Annotated in this window: 21 protein-coding genes and 1 riboswitch; of the genes, 11 read left to right on the top strand and 10 right to left on the bottom strand. The window is 64.8% G+C overall.

Annotated features, from left to right (window positions below):
- From HKL97_RS10615 to cobJ, 5 genes are all read left to right on the top strand, one after another.
- On the top strand, positions 1–2,252 hold a 2,252-nt coding region (locus HKL97_RS10615), incomplete at its 5' end, for a cobaltochelatase subunit CobN (protein ID WP_291425125.1).
- Positions 2,249–3,415 (top strand): precorrin-3B synthase, encoded by a 1,167-nt coding sequence (locus HKL97_RS10610; protein ID WP_291425124.1) that lies wholly within the window; start codon positions 2,249–2,251, stop codon positions 3,413–3,415. The genes HKL97_RS10615 and HKL97_RS10610, both read left to right, overlap by 4 nt.
- Positions 3,412–4,044, top strand: a complete 633-nt coding sequence (locus tag HKL97_RS10605; RefSeq protein WP_291425123.1) for a precorrin-8X methylmutase — start codon at positions 3,412–3,414, stop codon at positions 4,042–4,044. The genes HKL97_RS10610 and HKL97_RS10605 overlap by 4 nt, the downstream gene beginning before the upstream one ends.
- Positions 4,044–4,772, top strand: coding sequence for a precorrin-2 C(20)-methyltransferase (locus HKL97_RS10600; RefSeq protein WP_291425122.1), 729 nt, complete (start codon positions 4,044–4,046; stop codon positions 4,770–4,772). The genes HKL97_RS10605 and HKL97_RS10600 overlap by 1 nt, the downstream gene beginning before the upstream one ends.
- A complete protein-coding gene (gene cobJ, locus HKL97_RS10595; protein ID WP_291425121.1) occupies positions 4,769–5,530 on the top strand; it encodes a precorrin-3B C(17)-methyltransferase in 762 nt (253 codons plus the stop codon). Before HKL97_RS10600 ends, cobJ begins: the two co-directional genes overlap by 4 nt.
- On the opposite strand, the gene HKL97_RS10590 is transcribed toward cobJ, so the two are convergent.
- Positions 5,497–6,288, bottom strand: coding sequence for a cobalt-precorrin-6A reductase (locus HKL97_RS10590; protein WP_291425120.1), 792 nt, complete (start codon positions 6,286–6,288; stop codon positions 5,497–5,499). The two genes, cobJ and HKL97_RS10590, sit on opposite strands and share 34 nt — an antisense overlap.
- Positions 6,289–6,344: 56 nt before the next feature.
- On the opposite strand from HKL97_RS10590, the gene cbiE reads away from it, so the two are divergent.
- The 3 genes from cbiE to cobM are packed head-to-tail and all read left to right on the top strand — an operon-like array spanning position 6,345 to position 8,646.
- The gene (cbiE, locus tag HKL97_RS10585; RefSeq protein ID WP_291425119.1) at positions 6,345–7,532 is read left to right on the top strand and encodes a precorrin-6y C5,15-methyltransferase (decarboxylating) subunit CbiE; all 1,188 of its coding nucleotides are present in this window, start codon (positions 6,345–6,347) and stop codon (positions 7,530–7,532) included.
- Complete coding sequence (locus tag HKL97_RS10580) at positions 7,511–7,897, top strand: cobalamin biosynthesis protein (RefSeq protein WP_291425118.1); 387 nt, start codon at positions 7,511–7,513, stop codon at positions 7,895–7,897. The genes cbiE and HKL97_RS10580 overlap by 22 nt, the downstream gene beginning before the upstream one ends.
- Positions 7,894–8,646 carry a precorrin-4 C(11)-methyltransferase gene (gene cobM, locus HKL97_RS10575; protein WP_291425117.1) on the top strand — a complete coding sequence of 251 codons (753 nt, stop codon included), beginning with the start codon at positions 7,894–7,896 and terminating at the stop codon, positions 8,644–8,646. Before HKL97_RS10580 ends, cobM begins: the two co-directional genes overlap by 4 nt.
- Here cobM and HKL97_RS10570 read toward each other — a convergent pair.
- A complete protein-coding gene (locus tag HKL97_RS10570) occupies positions 8,622–9,734 on the bottom strand; it encodes a cobalt-precorrin-5B (C(1))-methyltransferase (protein WP_291425127.1) in 1,113 nt (370 codons plus the stop codon). The genes cobM and HKL97_RS10570 overlap by 25 nt on opposite strands.
- A 53-nt stretch (positions 9,735–9,787) precedes the next feature.
- Here HKL97_RS10570 and HKL97_RS10565 point away from each other — a divergent pair, with 53 nt between their 5' ends.
- A complete protein-coding gene (locus tag HKL97_RS10565; RefSeq protein WP_291425116.1) occupies positions 9,788–11,110 on the top strand; it encodes a cobyrinate a,c-diamide synthase in 1,323 nt (440 codons plus the stop codon).
- 5 nt (positions 11,111–11,115) lie between these two features.
- A complete protein-coding gene (gene bluB / locus HKL97_RS10560) occupies positions 11,116–11,757 on the top strand; it encodes a 5,6-dimethylbenzimidazole synthase (RefSeq protein WP_291425126.1) in 642 nt (213 codons plus the stop codon).
- A 3-nt stretch (positions 11,758–11,760) separates the two neighbouring features.
- Here the strand turns inward: bluB and HKL97_RS10555 are convergent, their stop codons facing one another.
- The 7 genes from HKL97_RS10555 to cobD are packed head-to-tail and all read right to left on the bottom strand — an operon-like array spanning position 11,761 to position 18,044.
- Complete coding sequence (locus tag HKL97_RS10555; protein WP_291425115.1) at positions 11,761–12,258, bottom strand: tyrosine phosphatase family protein; 498 nt, start codon at positions 12,256–12,258, stop codon at positions 11,761–11,763.
- A complete protein-coding gene (gene cobS, locus HKL97_RS10550; protein WP_291425114.1) occupies positions 12,255–13,019 on the bottom strand; it encodes an adenosylcobinamide-GDP ribazoletransferase in 765 nt (254 codons plus the stop codon). The genes HKL97_RS10555 and cobS overlap by 4 nt, the downstream gene beginning before the upstream one ends.
- Before the next feature lies 1 nt (position 13,020).
- On the bottom strand, positions 13,021–14,052 hold the full coding sequence (cobT, locus tag HKL97_RS10545) for a nicotinate-nucleotide--dimethylbenzimidazole phosphoribosyltransferase (protein WP_291425113.1): 1,032 nt from the start codon (positions 14,050–14,052) through the stop codon (positions 13,021–13,023).
- Entirely contained in the window at positions 14,049–15,530 is a 1,482-nt protein-coding gene (locus HKL97_RS10540) for a cobyric acid synthase (protein ID WP_291425112.1), read from the bottom strand. The genes cobT and HKL97_RS10540 overlap by 4 nt, the downstream gene beginning before the upstream one ends.
- On the bottom strand, positions 15,518–16,423 hold the full coding sequence (gene cbiB / locus HKL97_RS10535; protein ID WP_291425111.1) for an adenosylcobinamide-phosphate synthase CbiB: 906 nt from the start codon (positions 16,421–16,423) through the stop codon (positions 15,518–15,520). The genes HKL97_RS10540 and cbiB overlap by 13 nt, the downstream gene beginning before the upstream one ends.
- A 44-nt stretch (positions 16,424–16,467) precedes the next feature.
- Positions 16,468–17,094: a cob(I)yrinic acid a,c-diamide adenosyltransferase gene (gene cobO, locus HKL97_RS10530; protein ID WP_291425110.1), complete on the bottom strand. Its 627-nt coding sequence runs from the start codon at positions 17,092–17,094 to the stop codon at positions 16,468–16,470.
- Positions 17,091–18,044: a threonine-phosphate decarboxylase CobD gene (gene cobD, locus HKL97_RS10525; protein WP_291425109.1), complete on the bottom strand. Its 954-nt coding sequence runs from the start codon at positions 18,042–18,044 to the stop codon at positions 17,091–17,093. The genes cobO and cobD overlap by 4 nt, the downstream gene beginning before the upstream one ends.
- A gap of 217 nt (positions 18,045–18,261) precedes the next feature.
- Positions 18,262–18,448: riboswitch (cobalamin riboswitch) on the bottom strand.
- A gap of 37 nt (positions 18,449–18,485) precedes the next feature.
- Between cobD and cobU the strand changes: the two genes are divergently transcribed.
- Complete coding sequence (gene cobU, locus HKL97_RS10520; protein WP_291425108.1) at positions 18,486–18,989, top strand: bifunctional adenosylcobinamide kinase/adenosylcobinamide-phosphate guanylyltransferase; 504 nt, start codon at positions 18,486–18,488, stop codon at positions 18,987–18,989.
- Between the two features lie 119 nt (positions 18,990–19,108).
- Here cobU and HKL97_RS10515 read toward each other — a convergent pair.
- On the bottom strand, positions 19,109–19,357 hold a 249-nt coding region (locus HKL97_RS10515; RefSeq protein ID WP_291425107.1), incomplete at its 5' end, for a hypothetical protein.

Here is a 19,357-nt window from a genome sequence, read left to right as displayed (position 1 = left end):
TCTCGTGTTATCCGGGTGTGGCGGGGTCGCAGGGGCAGATTTGCCATGCGGTCGGGCTGGATGGTTTGGCCAGCCTGGACGCGATGGCGGGATTATTCAGCGCAAATGGGTACGATGTGCCTGCGGGCGGCATTGCCGCTGGCTTGCGTGACATCGCGCCGGTCCCGTTTCTTGCCCTGCCGGCGTATAAAACACTGTTTGCCGAACTCCCGCCCGCCATACAAACACGCGTTCGGGCGGCCTGGGGTGAGCCGGATGAGGACCCGAATGTGCGGGATGGCTGGTTCGTACAGCCGCATCTGCGGGCGGGCAAGTTCATCGTTTCAGTGCAGCCGGACCGGGGGGCGGTGCAGGACCGCAAGTTGAGCTATCACGACCCGGACCTGCCACCGCGTCACGGCTATGTCGCGTTTTATCTCTGGTTGCGCCAAGCGGAAAATATTCATGCCCTGGTGCATCTGGGCGCGCATGGCACGCTGGAATGGCTGCCGGGCAAGGCGCTGGCACCGGACCCGGAACATTGTTTTCCGGTGGCGCTGTGCCGGGGCCTGCCGGTGATTTATCCGTTCATCGTGAACAATCCCGGCGAGGCTGCGGTGGCGCGGCGGCGGCTGGGCGCGGTGGTGCTGGGGCATCTGACCCCGCCGCTGAAATCTGCCGGTGTGCATGGTGAGGCGGCGGCGCTGGAGAGGCTGATCGACGATTATGCGGCGGCGGATGGGCTGGACCGGCGGCGGACAGAGATGTTGCGCGGTGAAATACTGAGCCGTGCCGAGGCCGCGGGCTTGCTGGAAGAAAGCGGCTGCGCGCGGGGCATGCCGGCGGATGATGCGCTGGCACGGCTGGATGCGTATTTATGCGACGTGAAGGAGATGCAGATCCGCGATGGGCTGCATGTTTTTGGCCAATCCCCCGCGCCGGAACGGCGAGCAGCCCTACTGGCCGCGATCACGGCCGCATCGCCCGGCGTGGACCCAACGAAACTGGCTTCTGCCTTTGATGTCTCGGCAGCCAGTGAGGCGGCGGGGTTGCTGGCCGCGTTGAGTGGACGGTTCGTGGCTCCGGGGCCGGCGGGCGCACCGAGCCGGGGACGGGCGGATGTGCTGCCGACGGGGCGCAATCTGTTCAGCCTGGACCCGCGCGCGACACCGACGCGCGGCGCCATGGCGCTTGCCCGCAAATCCGCTGAGGCGATCCTGCGCCGCCACTTGCAGGAGCACGGCGATTGGCCGCGCAGCCTGGTGATCGACCTCTGGGGGAGTGCCGCATTGCGCACGGGCGGTGAGGATCTGGCGCTTGCCTTTGTGCTCATGGGCGCGGAACCGTTATGGGATGAAGGCTCCAACCGGATCAGCGGGGTAGAAATTTTGCCGTTGGCGGTGCTGGACCGGCCGCGGGTAGATGTGACGTTACGGATTTCAGGTCTGTTCCGCGATGCTTTCGAGACGCAGATGCTGATGTTCGACATGGCGGTGCAGAGCATTGCCGTGCGCGATGAGCCGGCGGCGTGGAACCGGTTGGCGCAGGCGGCGCGGGGGTTGCAAGGTGAGGATTTCCGCCGTGCCACGACGCGGATTTTTGGCGCCGCGCCTGGGGCTTATGGTGCAGGCGGGGCGGGGCCGGTGAATGCCGGAATTTTTGTGGATCGCGCGGCGTTGGGCGAGGCTTATCTCGCGGCTTCCGCCTTTGCTTACGGGCAGGGGCTGGAAGGTGCGGCTGACGCCCCGGGTTTTGCCGCCCGGGTGGCCGGGGCGGATGCGTTTGTGCATCAGCAAGATCATGCCGAGATCGATCTGCTGGACGGGTTGGATTTCGCGGCCTTTGAGGGGGGGTTCGCGGCGGCGGCGAATGCATTGGGGGCCACGCCCGCTCTCTACCATGTTGATAACGCCCGGCCGGATGCGCCACGCGTGCGGGCACTGCATGAAGAGATCGTCCGTGCCGTGCGGGGCCGGGCGGCCAATCCGGATTGGATCGCGGGCATGATGCGCCATGATTATCGCGGTGCGGGCGAGATCAGCCGCGCACTCGAGGGGCTGTGCGCTTTTGCGGCGAGCGTACCGGCGCGGTTCGATGCGCAATTCGATCTGATTTTCGAGGCGACATTGGCGAATGCGGCCGTGGATGCGTTTCTACGCCAGGCCAATCCGGCGGCGCACGCGACCATGCTGGAGCGGTTTCGCAGTGCTGCGCGACGGGATTTATGGCGCAGCCGGCGCAACAGCGTGGCTGAGCGCCTGGCAGCGCTATGAGTGCGGCGATAACGCGTGGCTGGTGCCCCAGCCTGTTTGAGCCGATGGCGGCCGGTGATGGTCTTCTGGTCCGGGTAAAACCGCGAGTGGAGGGGGTAAAAGCGGCGCAGTTGCGTGAGTTGGCGGATGCGGCGGCAGCTTATGGCTCTGGGCAGATTGAGTTAACCAACCGGGGAAACTTTCAGCTGCGCGGATTGTCGGACAAGACATTGGCGGCATTTTCCGGCGCGGTGCTGTCGGCAGGGTTGGCCAGCACCGATCCGGCTGTGGAACGGCGGCGTAATATTCTGGTGTCGCCTTTCGCCGGTCCGGCGGCGATGACAGTGGCTCGGCAGCTTGAGGTATGGCTTGAAAGCGATGACGGGCTGCATGCCTTGCCGGGGAAGTTTGGCTTTGCGGTGGACGAGGCCGCGGCTGATATCAGCGTGCTGCAGGTTCAGGAGCAGATGATGGTGGCGCTACCCGGGGGATATGCGGCGGCAACACCCGATCCCGTGGCGGCGGTGAGGGCGCTGACCCATGCTTTCTTGGGATTGGCGGACGCAGGTATGGCGCGCATGGCGGCCCTGGTGGCGGCCCGCGGCGCGGCGGTGCTGTTTGCCGAGGCCGGGTTAAGCATGGTGGTTTTACAGCCAAGCGATGCGCCGCCGCAGGTTGGCCCAATGCCCGGCGCATTCGGGTTGGGCTTGGCCTTTGGCGTCCAGGATGCGGTGATGCTGCGCGGCGCGGCCGGGCTTGCGGAACGGTTCGGCAACGGGTGCTTACGGACGGCGCGGGCGCGCAGCCTCGTGGTGGTGGGAACCGGCGATGGTGTGAGCGGCATCGCGGCAGCGGCGCGGGCGCTTGGGTACATCACTGAGCCCGGCGATATACGGCTGCGGATTGCCGCCTGTGCCGGGCTGCCAGCTTGCCCGCAGGCTTTCTCCGATGCGCGCGCCGTCGCGGCGGGGCTTGCGGCGCATTGGGCAGGGCCAGGGGTTCTGCATGTCTCCGGCTGTGCAAAAGGTTGCGCAGCGCCGGGTGGTGCGGCAGTCACGTTGGTCGCGGGGATGCAAAATTATGATGTTGTGCGAAATGGGCGGGCCCGCGATACGCCGGTTGCGCACGGTCTGTCTTTAGATGAAGCCGTGGAATGGATGAGAGAGAAACGCCTGTGCCGATGAGCAAACCGAGAGACTATATCCGTGATGGCGCGGCGATCTACGCGGAATCTTTTGCCACCATTAGGCGGGAGGCCGATCTGGCTGCTTTCACGGCGGAGGAAGCCCGCGTGGTGGTGCGGATGATTCATGCCTGCGGCATGACCGATTTGCCCGGTGATGTGCGGTTTGGTGGTGGATTCGTGAGCGCGGCCCGGGCGGCTTTGTTAGCGGGTAGGCCGGTGTTGTGCGATTCTGAAATGGTGGCGCATGGCATTACCCGGACCCGGCTACCGGCGGGCAATACGGTGATCTGCACCTTGCGCTCGCCGGAAACCCCTGGGCTCGCGGCGAGCATCGGTAATACGCGCTCGGCGGCGGCATTGGATTTATGGGGTGAGCGCATGGCGGGCGCGGTGGTTGCCATCGGCAATGCGCCGACGGCCTTGTTCCATTTACTGGAATTGCTGGATGCCGGCGCCCCACTACCGGCGGCGATTATTGGAATCCCCGTGGGGTTTGTGGGGGCGGCAGAATCCAAGGCCGCACTTGCTGCCGATGGGCGCGTGCCGTTCGTGATTGTACAAGGGCGGCGCGGCGGCAGCGCCATGGCGGCGGCAGCGGTGAATGCGCTGGCCAGCGAGGCGGAGTGATGTTGCAGGGGCGGCTATTTGTTCTGGGTCTTGGCCCGGGCGATCCGGATTTAATGACGGTGAAGGCGGCGCGGATGATTGCCGCTGCCCCGGTGGTGGCCTTTTTCGCCAAACAAGGGCGCAAGGGCCATGCGCGGAGTATGGTTGATGGGCAGATGCGCCATGACGTGGAGGAGTTGCGTCTGGAATACCCGTTCACCACCGAGGTTGCAGTGGAAGACCCGCGTTACCTCACCGGGATGAACGAATTCTACGAGGTTTGCGCGGAGCGGCTGCGCGCACCGCTGCAGACTGGACGGGACGTTACGTTGCTATGCGAGGGCGATCCGTTTCTTTACGGTTCCGCCATGTATCTTTTTGATCGTTTGAGGACTGAATGCCACGCCGAGATTGTACCGGGGGTGCCCGGCATGAGCGGATGCTGGAGCCGAGCCAATTTGCCGATGACGCATGGCGATGATGTGTTGAGCGTGTTGCCGGGTACGCTCGATGAGGAAAGTCTTTTAGCGTGCCTAAAACTTTGCGATGCCGCGGTGTTAATAAAAGTCGGCCGTAATTTGCCAAAAATCTGCCGTGTATTGCGCGCGGCGGGGTTGTTCGAGCGGGCTGTTTATGTCGAGAGAGGAACGATGGCGGGAGAACACATTGTAAAACTCGCCGAGCGCGAGGATGGGCCAGCCCCCTATTTCTCGATGGTGCTGGTGCCCGGGAGGCGGTACGCGCGATGATCGGTAAATTATTCATCATCGGCCTGGGACCGGGGGATGCGGCCATGCTGACACCGCAGGCTGCTGTCGCGCTGGCATTGGCGAGTGATTTGGTCGGTTATGGGCCTTATGTTGATCGCGCACCGCAAAAACCAGGGCAGATCCGGCATGTTTCAGATAATCGCGAGGAGCTGGACCGCGCGCGCCATGCGTTGGAAATGGCGGCGGCGGGGCGTGTGGTGGCGGTGCTTTCCGCCGGCGATGCGGGGGTGTTCGGCATGGCGAGCGCGGTGTTTGAAGCGATCGATAAGGGCGAGCCCGCTTGGCGAGAGCTGGAGGTTGAGGTGGTGGCCGGAGTCTCGGCGATGTTCGCGGCGGCGGCACAAGTGGGCGCGTTTCTGGGACATGATTTCTGCGCGATTTCGCTTTCGGATAATCTGAAGCCCTGGGCGTTGGTGCTGCGGCGGCTGCGTGCGGCGGCTGAGGCCGGATTTGCGATGGCGCTCTACAACCCGCATTCGCGCGCCCGGCCCTGGCAGTTGAACGCGGCATTCGAGCTGTTGCGGGAGGTGCTGCCGCCGGAGACGCCGGTGGTGTTCGCCACTGCCGTCAGCCGGGTGGATGAGCAGATTGAGATCGTGACGCTGGCGGCGGCGGATTCGTTGCGGGCGGATATGCGCACGCTGGTCATGATCGGCACGGCGGCAACGAGGCGCATCGAACGGCCGGGGCGCTCCCCTTGGGTTTATACGCCGCGCTTTGCCGGAGACGCGGCGTGACGGATGGCCTCCAGCCAGGCGAGCGCGCCCGGCGCATCTTCGGTGGTTGCCGCGTTGAGCCCGGTGATGTCCGGCCAGGCTGGCCGTGCGACCATGATGATGGGCAGCTTGAGCGCCCGGGCGGCGAGCAGTTTGGAGCTTGTGGCCTTGCCGCCGGAATTTTTGGTGACGATGATTTCAATACGGTGCTCGATGAGCATTTGCCGGTCAGCAGCTTCTGTGAACGGGCCACGCGCCGTGATGATGTTCGCGCGCGGTGGCAAAGCGTCGGACGGCGGGGCATCCACGCTGCGGATGGTGTAATCGTGCCAAGCGGCGGCTACGAACGGGGCGAGGTCTTTGCGGCCGATGGTCAGCAGCACCCGGCGTTGGGTTCTGCCCAGTGCGGCGGCGGCCTCGGCCATGCCGGGCACTGGCACCCAATGATCGCCGGTTTCAGCCTGCCAGGCCGGTCGCTCGATCATCAGGACGGGGATCTTCGTTGCCCGCGCGGCGGCGGCGGCATTGGCGCGCATTTGCACCGCGAAGGGATGGGTGGCGACGATGAGCGCCTGGATGCCGTGAGTCAGCAGGTAGTGCGTGAGCCCGGGAATGCCGCCAAAGCCGCCACGGCGCCAGGGGATTTCCGGCAGGCGCGGGGCGGCTGTCCGGCCGGCAAGCGAGAGGGTGGGGCTGAAATCGGGGTTGCCCGCCAGCAGTGCCGCGAGTGCGGAGGCTTCTCCGGTACCGCCCAGAATGAGGAGTTTTAGCTGTGGCATCCTTCAGCAATACCGGGGTGGCGGGCGCGCCGCCAGCTTTGCGGTGGTTAACTATTTTGGGCATCGGGGAAGAGGGCGTGGCCGGGTTGAGTCCGGCGGCGCGGTTGTTGCTGGGGCAGGCATCTCTGGTTGTCGGCGGGACACGGCATTTGGCGCTGGCAGAATCGTTAATCCGTGGAGAGCGGATGGTTTGGCCGAGCCCGATGGCAGGCGGGGTGGCGGCAATTTTGGCACGCCGCCCGCTTGCCGTGGTGGTGCTGGCCTCGGGCGATCCGTTTTGCGACGGGGTCGGGAGCATGCTCGCGGCAGTGGTGCCGGCGGATGAGTTTTTGTCGATCCCCGTATCGTCGGCATTTTCTTTGGCATTATCGCGCCTTGGCTGGCCAATGCGGCGCACCGCCAGCATCTCCTTTTGCGGCCGGCCATTGGCGCCGCTCGCCCCTTTGCTGCAACCAGGCCGCAATATCATCGCGCTTTCGGCCGATGCCAGCACACCGGCTAGCGTCGCCCGGTTTTTATGCGAGCGGGGTTTTGGCGCCTCCCGCCTGCATGTGATGGAAGCGCTGGGCGGGCCACGCGAGCGGATACGACAGGCCATGGCGGAAGGCTTCGAGCTTGCCGATTGCGATCCATTGAACGTGCTGGCGATCGAGGTGGTGGCGCGTGCTGGCGCGCAGGTGATTCCGCTCAGCACTGGGCTGCCTGATGAGATGTTCGAGCACGATGGCCAGATCACCAAGCGGGAGATTCGCGCGGTGACGCTGTCAGCGCTGGCGCCCTGTGCAGGGGAGGTGTTGTGGGATGTAGGCTGCGGCGCCGGTTCCGTGGCGGTGGAATGGATGCTGCGGCATCCGGAGAATATCGCTTACGGAGTGGAATCCAACCCCGTGCGGGCGGCGCGGATCGCGCGCAACGCGCTCACCTTCGGTGTGCCGGGGTTGCGGGTGGTGCAAGGCCGGGCACCTGGTGCGCTGGCGGGCTTGCCGGTGCCGGATGCGGTGTTTTTGGGCGGCGGCGCGCATCTGCCGGGGGTGATCGAGGCAGCTTGGCAAGCGCTGCGGCCGGGTGGACGGATGGTGGCGAATGGCGTGGTGATCGAGACGGAGGCGGCGCTGTTCGCCGCGCGCGAGAAATTTGGCGGGATGCTGACACGTCTCTCGGTTGAGCGGCTGGACAATATCGGCTCGCTGCACGGGTTCAGACCGGGGATGACGGTGACGCAATGGGCGGCGGTGAAACCATGATCGCCGCCGGGGTGGGGTTTTCGAGCGGGGCTTTGGCTGAGGAGATCGAGGCGTTGGTACGATTAACGGAACGGCGGGCTGGACAAAATGCTGAGGTTCTGGCGGCGCCGGATTTCAAGGATTGCGCGCCGTTGCGCGCGGCCGCGGCGGCTTTGAGATTACCGTTGATCTTGCTCGGCCGCGTGGCGCTGGAGGCGGCGCAGCCGCATTGCGCGACGCATTCCGATCTGGCCGGGGCAGCGGTGGGATTGGCGAGCGTCGCGGAAGCCTGTGCACTGGCGGCGGCAGGTGCCAAAAGCCGTTTACTGGTGGCGCGTTTGGCCCAAGGCCGTGCCACCTGCGCGCTGGCGGGGAATTCGCCGTGACCGTGCATTTCATTGGCGCTGGCCCCGGGGCGGTGGATCTCATCACCCTGCGCGGCCGGGATTTGCTGCAAAGCTGCAAGGTCTGCCTGTTTGCTGGTTCTATCGTTCCGCTGGAATTGCTGGCGCATTGCCCGCCCGGCGCCAGGTTGGTCGATACGGCGTCGTTGGATCTCGACCAGATCGAGGCGGAATATGTCCGGGCCGAGGCAGAGGGGCAGGATGTGGCGCGGCTGCATTCGGGGGATTTGTCGATCTATAGCGCGGTGGCCGAGCAGGTGCGCCGATTGCAGCGCCTGGGCATCGCCTATACGCTAACACCTGGCGTGCCGGCATTTGCCGCGGCCGCCGCCAGGCTCGGGCGGGAACTAACAGTACCTGAGGTGGCACAAAGTGTGGTGCTGACCCGGCTTTCCGGCCGTGCCTCCGCCATGCCGCCCCGCGAGACGCTGGCGGCGTTCGCGGCAACCGGGGCGACGCTGGCGATCCATCTGGCAATCCATCGGCTGGCGGAGATCGTGGCTGCATTGGTGCCGTTTTATGGGGTGGATTGTCCCGTGGCGGTGATGGTGCGGGTGAGCTGGCCGGATGAGCAAATTGTACAAGGAACGCTGGGCAATATCTGCGAGAAGACCGCTGGGTCTGGGATTGAACGCACGGCGTTGATTTTGGTGGGCCGGGCACTTTTGCCAGAGGATTTCCGTGAAAGCGCCCTGTACGATCCTGATTACACGAGGCGCTTTCGCATATGAACAGGTGCGAAACCGGCGCGGCCCTGCAAAGTGCCGGTGCGATCGAACAGCAGGATTTCAAGTTCGGTTGGGCTGTCTTCCAGCACTGCGGCGGCGACTCTCCAGGCTTGCGCGGCGATGGCATCGCCCAGTGCAGTACCGTGCGCGGAGGCCAGCTCAAAGACCTGCGCGGCCGTATTGGCGTGGCGGATGGGTTCAATGATTTCCGGAGCGCAACCCGCCGTTTGGGCAGCCGCGGCGAGGCCAGGAAAATCCACCTCGCCACGCTTGGAGTGCAAATCAAGCCGGCCTTGCGCCAGCTTGGTCATTTTCGCGACGCCGCCAGCGATGGTCACGCGCGGGACTGGGTGGGATTTGAGATATTTCAGCATACCGCCAACGAAATCCCCCATTTCGAGCAGTGCCGCTTCGGGCAGGTGATGCAAAGCACGGACGGCTGTTTCGGAAACATTGCCGGTGCTGCCCGCAACATGGGTGATACCGCCGGCGCGGGCGACGTCGATGCCGCGATGGATGGAATGTATCCAGGCCGAGCAGGAAAAGGGGATCACGATGCCCGTGGTGCCGAGGATGGAGAGACCGCCGGTAATGCCGAGGCGGCCATTCAGCGTGCGTGTGGCCAGAGCCTCGCCGCCGGGGATGGAGATTTCCACAATGGCATCGCCGGGGGCGCAGTGCTGGGCGGCCAGTTCAGCGATGGCGGTGCGGATCATCTGGCGCGGGACAGGGTTGATGGCCGGCTCGCCAGGCGGGATCGCCAGGCCTGGGCGGGTGACGGTGCCGACACCCTCGCCGGCGTGGAAGCTCACACCGCTCCCCGGAGGGCCGATGCGCAGCGTGACGCGCAGCAGCGCGCCATGGGTAACATCCGGGTCATCGCCGGCATCTTTCACAACCGAAGCCATAGCGGCGGTTTCCGACAAGGCCGATTCTGCCAGCGTGAAAGCCGTATTCTGGCCGCCGGGCAGCGTGATCTCGACAGGGTCGGGGAAGTGGCCGGTGAGGAGCGCCGCATAGGCCGCTTTGGCCGCCGCCGTCGCGCATGCGCCGGTGGTCCAGCCGCGGCGCAGCAAGGGTTCGGGCTTCATATGGGCTGGTATACGCAAGGCGGCGCCAGCTGTCACCGCCACGGAGGCAGGCGGTGACTACGCGCGGATTTATCATCGGCGCGCCGCGCTCGGGCAGCGGCAAGACCACGCTGACTTTGTCACTATTGGCGGCGGCGCGGCGGCGCGGGCTTCGCGTGCGGGCCGCGAAATCAGGGCCGGATTATATCGACCCGGCATTTCATGCGGCGGCGACGGGCATGCCCAGCTTTAATCTGGATAGCTGGGCGATGGACCGGGCGCAGCTATCCACAGTGGCGGGATATGCGGTGGAATCAGTCGAATGTCTGGTCATCGAATCCTCGATGGGGTTGTTCGATGGCGTGGCCGGGCCGGAGGGGCGCAGTGGTGCGGGTGCGGATTTGGCGGCGGGTTTGGGGTTGCCGGTGGTACTCATCCTCGACGTTTCGGGTCATTCGCAAAGTGCGGCGGCGGTCGCGCGGGGGTTTGCGGGTCATGCGCCGGGGGTGCACATCGCTGGGGTGGTGCTGAACCGCGTGGCAAGCGAGCGTCACCGGCAAGGAGTGGCGGATGCCATGTTGCGCGTCGGGATTCCCATTTTGGGCGCCATCCCGCGTGATGTGGCGATCGTGCTGCCGGAGCGGCATCTGGGGCTGGTGCAGGCATTGGAGCATCCGGATTTGCCAGCGCATCTGGAGCGGCTCGCGGATCTGGCGGAAAACGCACTGGACGTGCCGGGGATATTTGCCTTGGCCACGCCTTTGCCATCAGGTGGCGCGGGCGATGCGCTGCTGCGGCCGCCCGGACAACGTGTGGCTATGGCACGGGATGTGGCGTTCAGTTTTATGTATGCGCATGTGCTGGAGGGGTGGCGGCGAGCGGGCAGCGAAATCGTATTTTTTTCGCCGCTGGCCGATGAAACACCCCCAGAAGATTGCGATAGTTGCTGGTTACCCGGGGGATATCCTGAACTGCATGCAGGGCAGTTGGCTGCGGCGCAAAAATTCAAAGCCGGGTTGGCCGCATTTGCGCAGACCCGGCCGGTGCATGGCGAATGCGGGGGATATATGGCGCTGGGTACGAGTTTGCAGAGCGCTGATGGGGTGTGGCACGCGATGGCAGGCTTGCTCAGCCATGAGACGAGCTTTGCCACGCGGCGGATGAATCTAGGCTACCGGCAGGCGGAGACGCTGGCGGATTCTGCGCTGGGGCCAGAAGGTACGCGCGTGAGGGGGCATGAGTTTCACTATGCCGCCATGGTGGCGCCGGGAACGGATGCGCCGTTGGCGCAATTACGCGACGGCACGGGCCAAGTGCTCGGCGCCTCCGGCGGCGTGCGCGGGCAGGTGAGCGGCGCGTTTTTTCACGCCATCGCCGCCGGTGGCGGGATTTTTTGAGGGATATGATGGAACCAGGCTTTACTACGCCCGAATTCTTCCCTGCTTTGGTTGAGCTTTTACGCTGGCGCCGGGATGTCCGGCGGTTTCTGCGCGATGAAATCGCCGAGGATGAAGTGCTGGAGTTGCTGCGGGTGGCGCAGTTCGCTCCTTCCGTGGGGCTGAGTCAGCCCTGGCGGTTCGTGCGGGTGCGAAGTGCCGCGGCGCGCGGCGCGGCGCGGGAGAATTTTGAACGCTGCAATGCCGAGGCGCTGGGCGGTTATGCCGGTGAGGATGCGGCGCTGTATGCCAAGCTGAAATTATCCGGGCTGGATGATGCGCCGGTGCAGCTTGCTGTGTTTTGCGATCCCGAGTGCACGACAGGGCGCGGGCTGGGCCGAAGGACAATGCCCGAGGCGGCGGAATATTCCGTGGTCACGGCCGTGCATACTCTTTGGCTGGCGGCGCGCGCGCGCGGCATTGGCATGGGCTGGGTTTCCATTTTGGACCCGCAGGCCATTGCGGTGGCGCTCCGCGTGCCGGAGGGCTGGCGGCTGGTCGCATATCTTTGTCTCGGACGGCCCGTTGAGGCGCATCTCGACCCGGAGCTGGAGCGGTTGGGCTGGGAGCGGCGGCAGAAGCTGGAGGACGTGCTGATCGAGCGCTAACGGTCAGATTTTTAGGCTGAAGGATACGCCCTGGCCGGCCTCGCGCCCCCGGCCGATGGCGGCGATCGCCGAGATCATGCGCCCCTCGCGGCCAAGGATGGTATCGGCGAGTGCGACCATCCTCGGGTTAGGGGTCGCTTCCGGTGCCGCATGGCGGAGCTGTTCGGCGAAAAACGGCTCATGGCCGGGCGGATGGCGCAGGCAGGCGATGATATAGGCGGCGGCGGTGGAGCGGCTGATGCCGGCCCAGCAATGCGCCAGCATCGGCGCAAGGCCTTGCCAGTCTCGAGTGAAAGCGATCAGGGTTTCGATATCAGCGGGCATTGCTGGTGTCAGACCCTCTGCCGGGCCGTTAATATCGTTGAAGCGCAGGATGAGATGTTTCGCTGTGCCGGGGCAAACGGGTGCTTCAGCGCCCGGAGAGATCAAGCTCAGCACATGGGAGGGGGTTGAGGCGAGCGCCTGTTCAAGCTGGGAGAGTGGGCAGACGATTAGTTTCAATGGATGGCACCGAACTTTGCAGCACATCCCAGCAGAAAACCGGCTTCACATAGTTGTTCCACCGCGCCGAGCACGTCCCCGCGCTGGCCGCCGATGAGCCGGTTCGCGGCGCGCGCCAGCGCCAGAGTGAGGATGGCGCAGAGGGCAAGTGACAACAATATGTTGGTGTAGTGTAGTAAAAACAATGGCCAGCAGGCGAGCAACAAGGCAATCCACATTTCCGTGCGCGTGGGAGGCAGATTTTCGATGCTGATCTTGGCGGAAGCCGGATCGCCTGCGTAAGGCAACCCATGCATCACCATGACAGTTGCCGCGCGGGCCACGCCATGCGCGGCGATCAGGCTGCAGGCAGCCAGAAACGGGCTAAGAGCGGCCAGGGAGGCAAGTTTCAGCACGGTGCAGAAGCTGAGCGCCAGTACGCCATAGGTGCCGATGCGGCTGTCCTTCATGATGGCCAAACGATGCGCCGGGTCGCGGCCGCCGCCAAAACCATCGGCGGTGTCGGCCAGCCCATCCTCATGCAGCGCACCTGTGATCAGCGTGGCGGTGAGCAGCCCCAGCGCGGCGGCGATCCAGGTGGACCAGAATTGCGCGGCGAGGAGAAGCACGGCCGCTGAGAGCAGGCCGCTGAGTTGGCCGGCGAGCGGGAAGTAGCGCGCGCTGCGGTTGATCCAGTCAGCCTGAAAACCTGGAAATGCAGGCACCGGCAGGCGCGTCAGGAATTGCACGGCGCAGAGCAGCAGCGAGAATTGCCGCCGCATGCTAGAGATTTCCGCGCATAACATCGTCCAGGCTGGCGATATCGGTGAGGATGTGTGCGGCGGCGCGTAAGATGGGCACGCAGAGCAGTCCGCCAGTGCCTTCGCCTAGCCGCAACCCTAGATCCAGCAAGGGCGAGGCGCCGAGCGAGTCCAGCATGCGGCGGTGGCCGGCTTCGGCCGAACAATGGGCGAAGATGCAATAAGGCAGCGCCGTAGGCGCGAGGCGGATGGCGGCCAGTGCGGCGGCGCTGGCAATGAACCCATCCACCAGCACGGCGGTTTTCGCGCGGGCGGCGCCGATAACGGCACCAGCCATCATGGCGATTTCAAACCCGCCGAATTCGGTTAGCACCGCGAGCGGTTCGGATGCGGCATTGCGAGCGGCGGCGCGTTGCAGCGTGGCAAGTTTGCGGGCGAGACCCGCCGCATCGTGCCCCGTGCCCATGCCAACGCAGTCGCTCAGCGGTGCGGGAGCGAGCCGGTGCATGACGAGGGCGGCGGAGGCGGTATTGCCGATGCCCATTTCGCCGAGCGCGATGACATCGAATCCTTCCGCAGCGGCAGCTTGGGCGATGGCGGCGCCGCGCGTGATGGCGGCTTCGCATTGCGCGGTTGTCATCGCGGGTTCGTGCGCGGCGTTGCGCGTGCCCAGCGCGATTTTTGCATCCAGCAAGGCCGGATGCGGGGTGAGTTCGGCCGCGACACCGGCATCCACCACGCGGATTTCGGTATCGGCAGCGCGGGCAAAAGCGTTGGCGCTGGCCCGTTGGGCGAGGAAGGTCTGCACCATGGCGATGGTCACACTCGCCGGATAGCTGGAGACGCCTTCCTGGGTCAGCCCGTGATCGCCCGCGAAGACGAAGAGGATGGCGCGCTCCAGTTGCGGGTCCAGCCGCTGCTGAATAAGGCCGAGTTGCATTGCAAGCGCCTCCATGCGCCCCAGCGCGCCGGGCGGTTTGGCAAGACCGTCCAGTTTCGCCTGCAATGCTGACTCTAAAGCGCGGTCGATGGGGGGGAGGGTGAATGCGGTCATGCAAGGCTCCGGAGCGTGAATTTAGGCAGGCCGGCGATTCCGGCGAGGCCGGGGATGTTAAAATGCTGGGCCAGAAGGCTGGCGATTTCATCTAGTGCAGCCTCCACAATCGTGCCGTGATCGGCGGCGGTGGAGGCCGTGCCCAGCGTGTTCAAAATAGCGGCGCGGGCCGTACCCTGTTGGAAGAGGCCGTGAATATAGCAGCCGGCGATGCGGCCATTGGCGGAGATCGCCCCTTGTGGCCCGGCGCTGGTGTGCAGAAAGGGGCGGGCGGTATCCGGCCCAGCGGTGCGGCCGATATGGATTTCATAGCCTTCGAATGGTGCATGATCCACGGCCAGATGGCCCGTAGTGGCTGTAAGAATCTTAGCGCCGGTGAGGATTGTTTCAACATCGAGCAAGCCGAGGCCCTCGGCCTCTCCAGGAGGGCCTTCAAGGCCATCGGGGTCTGCGATGCGCCGCCCCAGCATTTGATAGCCGCCGCACAGACCCAGTACGCGCCCGCCCCGGCGGATATGCGCGGCGATGTCGATATCCCAGCCCTCCCGGCGCAGCATTGCCAGATCCGCGATCGTGGATTTGCTGCCTGGAAGTAAAATGAGGTTCGCATCACCGGGTAGAGCGGCGCCGGGTTGGATGAAGGTGAGATTGACCGAGGGCTCGTGCTGCAGCGGGTCGAAATCGTCGAAATTGGCGATGCGCGAGAGCCGGGGGACGGCGATTTTGATGCGCCCGTCCTTGGCAGTGAGCTGCCGGTCGAGTGCGGCGGCATCTTCCGCTGGCAGTCGCCGTGCTGCGGGCAGAAAGGGCGCCATGCCAAAATCGGGCCAGCCGGTTCTCCGTGTAATCTCGGCCCGGCCTTCAGCGAACAAGGCCGGATCGCCACGGAATTTATTGATCAGGAAGCCCTTGATCATGGCGCGGTCGGCATCCTCCAGCACTGTATGCGCGCCGACGAGGGCGGCGATGACGTGGCCGCGGTCGATATCGCCAGTGAGAATCACGGGCACATTGGCCGCACGGGCAAAACCCATGTTGGCGATATCGCCGCGCCGTAGGTTGGTTTCGGCCGGACTGCCGGCACCTTCCACCAAGACCAGATCGCATTCGGCTTCGAGCTTATGAAAACTCTCCAGGCAAATATCCAGCAACTGCGCCTTACGGTGCTGGTATTCGGCCGCTCTCCAACTGCCTTCCATCTGCCCGCGCACGATTAACTGGGCACCGGTCTCGCTCTGAGGTTTTAGCAGCACGGGGTTCATATGCACGCTGGCAGGCGTGCGGCAGGCCAGTGCCTGCAGAGCTTGGGCGCGGCCGATCTCGCCGCCATCGGCGGTGACGGCGGCGTTGTTGGACATGTTCTGAGATTTAAACGGGCGGACGGTGAGGCCGTGATTCGTGAATAGGCGGCATAGTCCGGCGACCAAAGTAGATTTACCGACATCGGAGCCGCAGCCCTGGATCATCAATGCCGCCATACGAAGCCTCCGGCAGCCAGCAAGATCCAGAATAAACCACAAGCGACCAGATAGACGCGCAGGCCGCGCGTGAGATCGGCGGTATCCGGCGAGGCTCCATCGCCAAACCAAGGACGGGGGTGCGGTGCGCCGTCATAGGTCACCGGGCCGCCCAAGCGGATTTTCAGCCCTCCCGCCATCGCGGCTTCCGGCCAGCCGGCATTTGGAGAATCGTGGAGCCGGGCATCGCGCAGCATCACGCGCCAACCGCCGCCGGCCGCGAGCGCTAGCAGCGCGCCGGAGAGGCGGGCAGGGATGAGGTTGGCAAAATCGTCCGTGCGAGCGGCGGCCCAGCCAAAATCGCGCCAACGGGGCTCACGATGGCCGATCATGCTATCCGCCGTGTTGATCGCCTTATAAGCGAACAGCCCGCCCAGACCGAGGAGCAAGAACCAGAAGGCGGGGGCGATGATGCCGTCGCAGAAACTCTCGGCTAGGCTCTCCAGCGCGGCTGTCGCGACGCCGTTTATATCGAGCGTAGCCGTGTCGCGCCCCACAATGCGGCCGGTGGCGAGACGGGCGGCAGGGAGGTTGCCCGTTTGCAGGGCAGCGCGCACGGCGGCGACATGCGTGTAGAGGCTGCGCTGGGCGAGGCCGGTGGTGGCGAGCACGAGGGTGGCCAACGCCGCCCAGATGTTGTCGCGTCCCCCTTGGTCGATAAGAAAACCGATGGCTGCGGCGCCGCCGGCAACAAACAACAGCACCGCAATGCCGAGCAGACGGCGGCGCGCGGCGGGTTGGTCCGGGTGGTTCCAGCGTTGTTCGAGTGCATGAATGGCGCGCCCGGCCCAGGTGATTGGATGCGGCAGGATCTGATGCAACGCCTCTGGGTAGCCGATAGCCGCTTCCAGCATGAGCGCTGCCAGTGTCCGCCAGGGGGCAAGGGTGGGTGCAAAAATCAAAAATCAACTCCGCGCTGGGCTTTGATGCCTTGCTGGAACGGATGTTTGACCATCCGCATTTCCGTCACCAGTTCGGCGAGTTCCATCAGTTCAGGTTTCGCATCCCGGCCGGTGATGCAGATGTGCTTGTCGCGCGGGCGGTTCGTGAGCGCCGCCACGACTTTATCGAGGTCGAGATAGTCGTAACGCAGTGCCACGTTCAATTCGTCCAGCAGCACGAAATCGAGTTCCGGATCGGCGATCATTTCCAGCGATTTTTCCCAGGCGGCCTGGGCGGCGGCAACATCGCGGGCGCGGTCCTGCGTATCCCAGGTGAAACCTTCGCCCATGATCTCCAGCCGCACCTGGTCTGGAAAGCGGGCGAAGAACCGGCGCTCGCCGGTGATCCATTTGCCTTTGATGTATTGCACAATGCCGACTCGCTGGCCCCAGCCGAGCGCGCGGGCGGCCATGCCGAAGCCGGCGGTGGATTTGCCTTTGCCCGCACCAGTGTGAATGAGCAGCAAGCCCCCTGTTTGGGTTTTGCTTTGCATCATCACGTCGCGCTCGGCTTTTACCGCTTTGCGCTCCTCGGCATGGCGGCGGTTGCGTTCGGCTTCGGAATCCTCGGTGTTCTGGGTCATGCGATCCCTTGTTCCAGCGCAATTTGCAGGCGCGACCATGCGGCCTCGTTGCCCGGCAGACCGAACCGCAGCCAGTCCGGTTGCTGGCCGAATGGGCGGATGAGCAGACCTTGGCGCGCGAGATGCTCGAACCATTTGGCGGCATGGGGGCAGGCGGCAAGGCGGAACAGGCTGGTGCCGCCAAGGAGCTCTAACCCGGCCTTCATGAGCATCGTATCCAGCCGGCCGGAATCCTGTTGTAGCCGGGTGCGGGTGGCGTCTGCCCAATCGGCATCGGCATAGGCTGCTGTGCCGGCGGCGAGCGCTTCCGCGGAGACGGGCCAGTCACCAAAAGCGGCGCGGACGCCGGCGATGATCATGGGGCCAGCAACGATGAAGCCAAGCCGCACCCCGGCCAGGCCAAAAAATTTACCAAAAGAGCGCAGGACGATCAGGCGGTCATGCGCCCGAGACGTGACGCTTAGCTGCGGAGTGACCTCGCCAAAGGATTCGTCCACGATGAGCAGACGGCGCTCACTCGCCAGCCCGGCCAGGGTTTCTGGCGGGATTTGCCGGCCGTCCGGGTTATTCGGGTTGACGATGACGAGGGCCGATGTCTCGGGCAGGCCGTGCAGCGTGACGGCGGTGTGGACTAGACGTCCGGCGGCGTGCCAAGCCTCGGCATGGCCGCCGTAGGTGGGGGAGAGGATGCCAACATCTGGCGCGCTGGTAAGGCGGGGGAGGAGGCGCAGGCCGGCTTCCGCGCCCGGAATCGCGGCCACCATGGTGGGGTGGACGCCAAAAGACGCCGCCGCGGCGGCTTCCAATGCAGTGGTCTCGGTAGGATCCGGCAGGCGCTGAAGGGCGGAGAACTCCGCCCGCGGACCAGTCCAGCCATGCGGGTTGATACCCGTGGAGAGGTCGATCCATGGCAAGGGCGCATTTGGGAACAAGCGCGCAGCCTCACTCATGCGGCCACCATGGCGGAAATACCCGGGTGAACTCATTGATTGGAACCCGTTCGTAGGCAGCGCATCGCGATCTCCCATAGTGAATAATCAACCTAACCGGCAGGCAGGCGAGGCAGGTTGAGCCCTGGTATAGGGCACACCGCCTGCCCGCGCGCCAGCGCAGCAAACGAATCGCCACCCGGGAGAAATACCCGTTTGAGCGGCCACCCCGGCCGGACGAAAGACGACAACGACAGGCAGGTCTCCTGGCTCGCGGGTTATCGCCTTGGCGCGCCTTCCCAGGCCGGAACCCAGTGGCATGTCGCGCCAAAACTCATCGCTTACAGTTGCGGGGGCAGCCTGGGCATCGCACCCAAATTCCCGTTTTAATCCTCTTTCGAGAAACCTATCGCTCTTGGAGTGTAACGGGTAGAAGATGACACGGTCAAACGGGAGGTATTTTTGTCGCTGACGCTCGTCCTGGGAGGTGCCCGTTCCGGCAAAAGCCATTTTGCTCAGATGCAGGCCGAGAGGCAGGCGGGCCCGCTGGTGATGATCGCGACTGGCCAGGCTTTCGATGAGGAGATGCGCCAGCGGATAGATCGGCATCGCGCCGAGCGGGGGCCTGCTTGGTATACAGTGGAGGCGCCGGTGGATTTGCGCGGGGCACTGGCCGGTTTGCAGCCCGGCGATGTGGCGGTCGTCGATTGCCTGACCTTGTGGTTGAACAATTTGATGTTTGCGGAGATGGATTTGGAGGCGAAGGGCAGCGCGCTGGTGGCGGCAGTGCAACGGTTGCAAAACCAGGTCTGGCTTGTTTCCAATGAGGTGGGGCTGGGTATTGTGCCGGAAAACGCCATGGCACGGCGCTTCCGCGACTCTGCTGGGCGGCTGCACCAGCAATTGGCAGCGGTTGCAGACCATGTCGTGCTTATGGTGGCGGGCCTGCCGATGATTCTGAAGTAAAGGCAGACCGCGAAGAAATTTGAAAATGCCGGTGTCGGTGAGATGCGCAGAATGCGCCGCGCGGTCTGCGCCAGCCCGAATACAGAGCGGGGCGCGCGCCCGGGTTGGCTGGGACTGTCCTAAATTTTGTGCTTGGCCACGGGTGTGTATGCGGAAATTGATGCGCTGACGGAGATGGCGCCGAAGGCGGTTGTTGCGCTGCGGACGGATAGCCGGGCCGCGCGGCGGAAGGCGAGGATGCGATCTGCCTGGTCTCCACCGACGAGACGACGCCCGATGACGTGTTGGCGCAGGTCCGCGCGCTGCCGCTGGTGATGCAGGCGACGACGCTGACGTTCTGAGCCGGCGCGAAGCGGGAGAATTGGAAG

Origin of the sequence: Acidocella sp. (assembly GCF_013044125.1) — a bacterium.
GTDB lineage: Bacteria > Pseudomonadota > Alphaproteobacteria > Acetobacterales > Acetobacteraceae > Acidocella.
The sequence above is the reverse complement of the archived record's forward strand: the minus strand, read 5'-3'. Positions and strand labels throughout refer to the sequence as shown.

Coding starts and splice junctions, on each gene's coding strand:
- cobJ (WP_291425121.1), top strand. CDS start 4,769: ATGATCGGTAAATTATTCATCATCGGCCTGGGACCGGGGGATGCGGCC.
- HKL97_RS10605 (WP_291425123.1), top strand. CDS start 3,412: ATGAGCAAACCGAGAGACTATATCCGTGATGGCGCGGCGATCTACGCG.
- HKL97_RS10580 (WP_291425118.1), top strand. CDS start 7,511: ATGGGCGGCGGTGAAACCATGATCGCCGCCGGGGTGGGGTTTTCGAGC.
- bluB (WP_291425126.1), top strand. CDS start 11,116: ATGATGGAACCAGGCTTTACTACGCCCGAATTCTTCCCTGCTTTGGTT.
- HKL97_RS10590 (WP_291425120.1), bottom strand. CDS start 6,288: ATGCCACAGCTAAAACTCCTCATTCTGGGCGGTACCGGAGAAGCCTCC.
- cobD (WP_291425109.1), bottom strand. CDS start 18,044: ATGAGTGAGGCTGCGCGCTTGTTCCCAAATGCGCCCTTGCCATGGATC.
- HKL97_RS10570 (WP_291425127.1), bottom strand. CDS start 9,734: ATGAAGCCCGAACCCTTGCTGCGCCGCGGCTGGACCACCGGCGCATGC.
- cbiB (WP_291425111.1), bottom strand. CDS start 16,423: ATGCTGGAAGCGGCTATCGGCTACCCAGAGGCGTTGCATCAGATCCTG.
- HKL97_RS10610 (WP_291425124.1), top strand. CDS start 2,249: ATGAGTGCGGCGATAACGCGTGGCTGGTGCCCCAGCCTGTTTGAGCCG.
- HKL97_RS10600 (WP_291425122.1), top strand. CDS start 4,044: ATGTTGCAGGGGCGGCTATTTGTTCTGGGTCTTGGCCCGGGCGATCCG.
- cobT (WP_291425113.1), bottom strand. CDS start 14,052: ATGACCGCATTCACCCTCCCCCCCATCGACCGCGCTTTAGAGTCAGCA.
- HKL97_RS10540 (WP_291425112.1), bottom strand. CDS start 15,530: ATGGCGGCATTGATGATCCAGGGCTGCGGCTCCGATGTCGGTAAATCT.
- cobO (WP_291425110.1), bottom strand. CDS start 17,094: ATGACCCAGAACACCGAGGATTCCGAAGCCGAACGCAACCGCCGCCAT.
- cobS (WP_291425114.1), bottom strand. CDS start 13,019: ATGCGGCGGCAATTCTCGCTGCTGCTCTGCGCCGTGCAATTCCTGACG.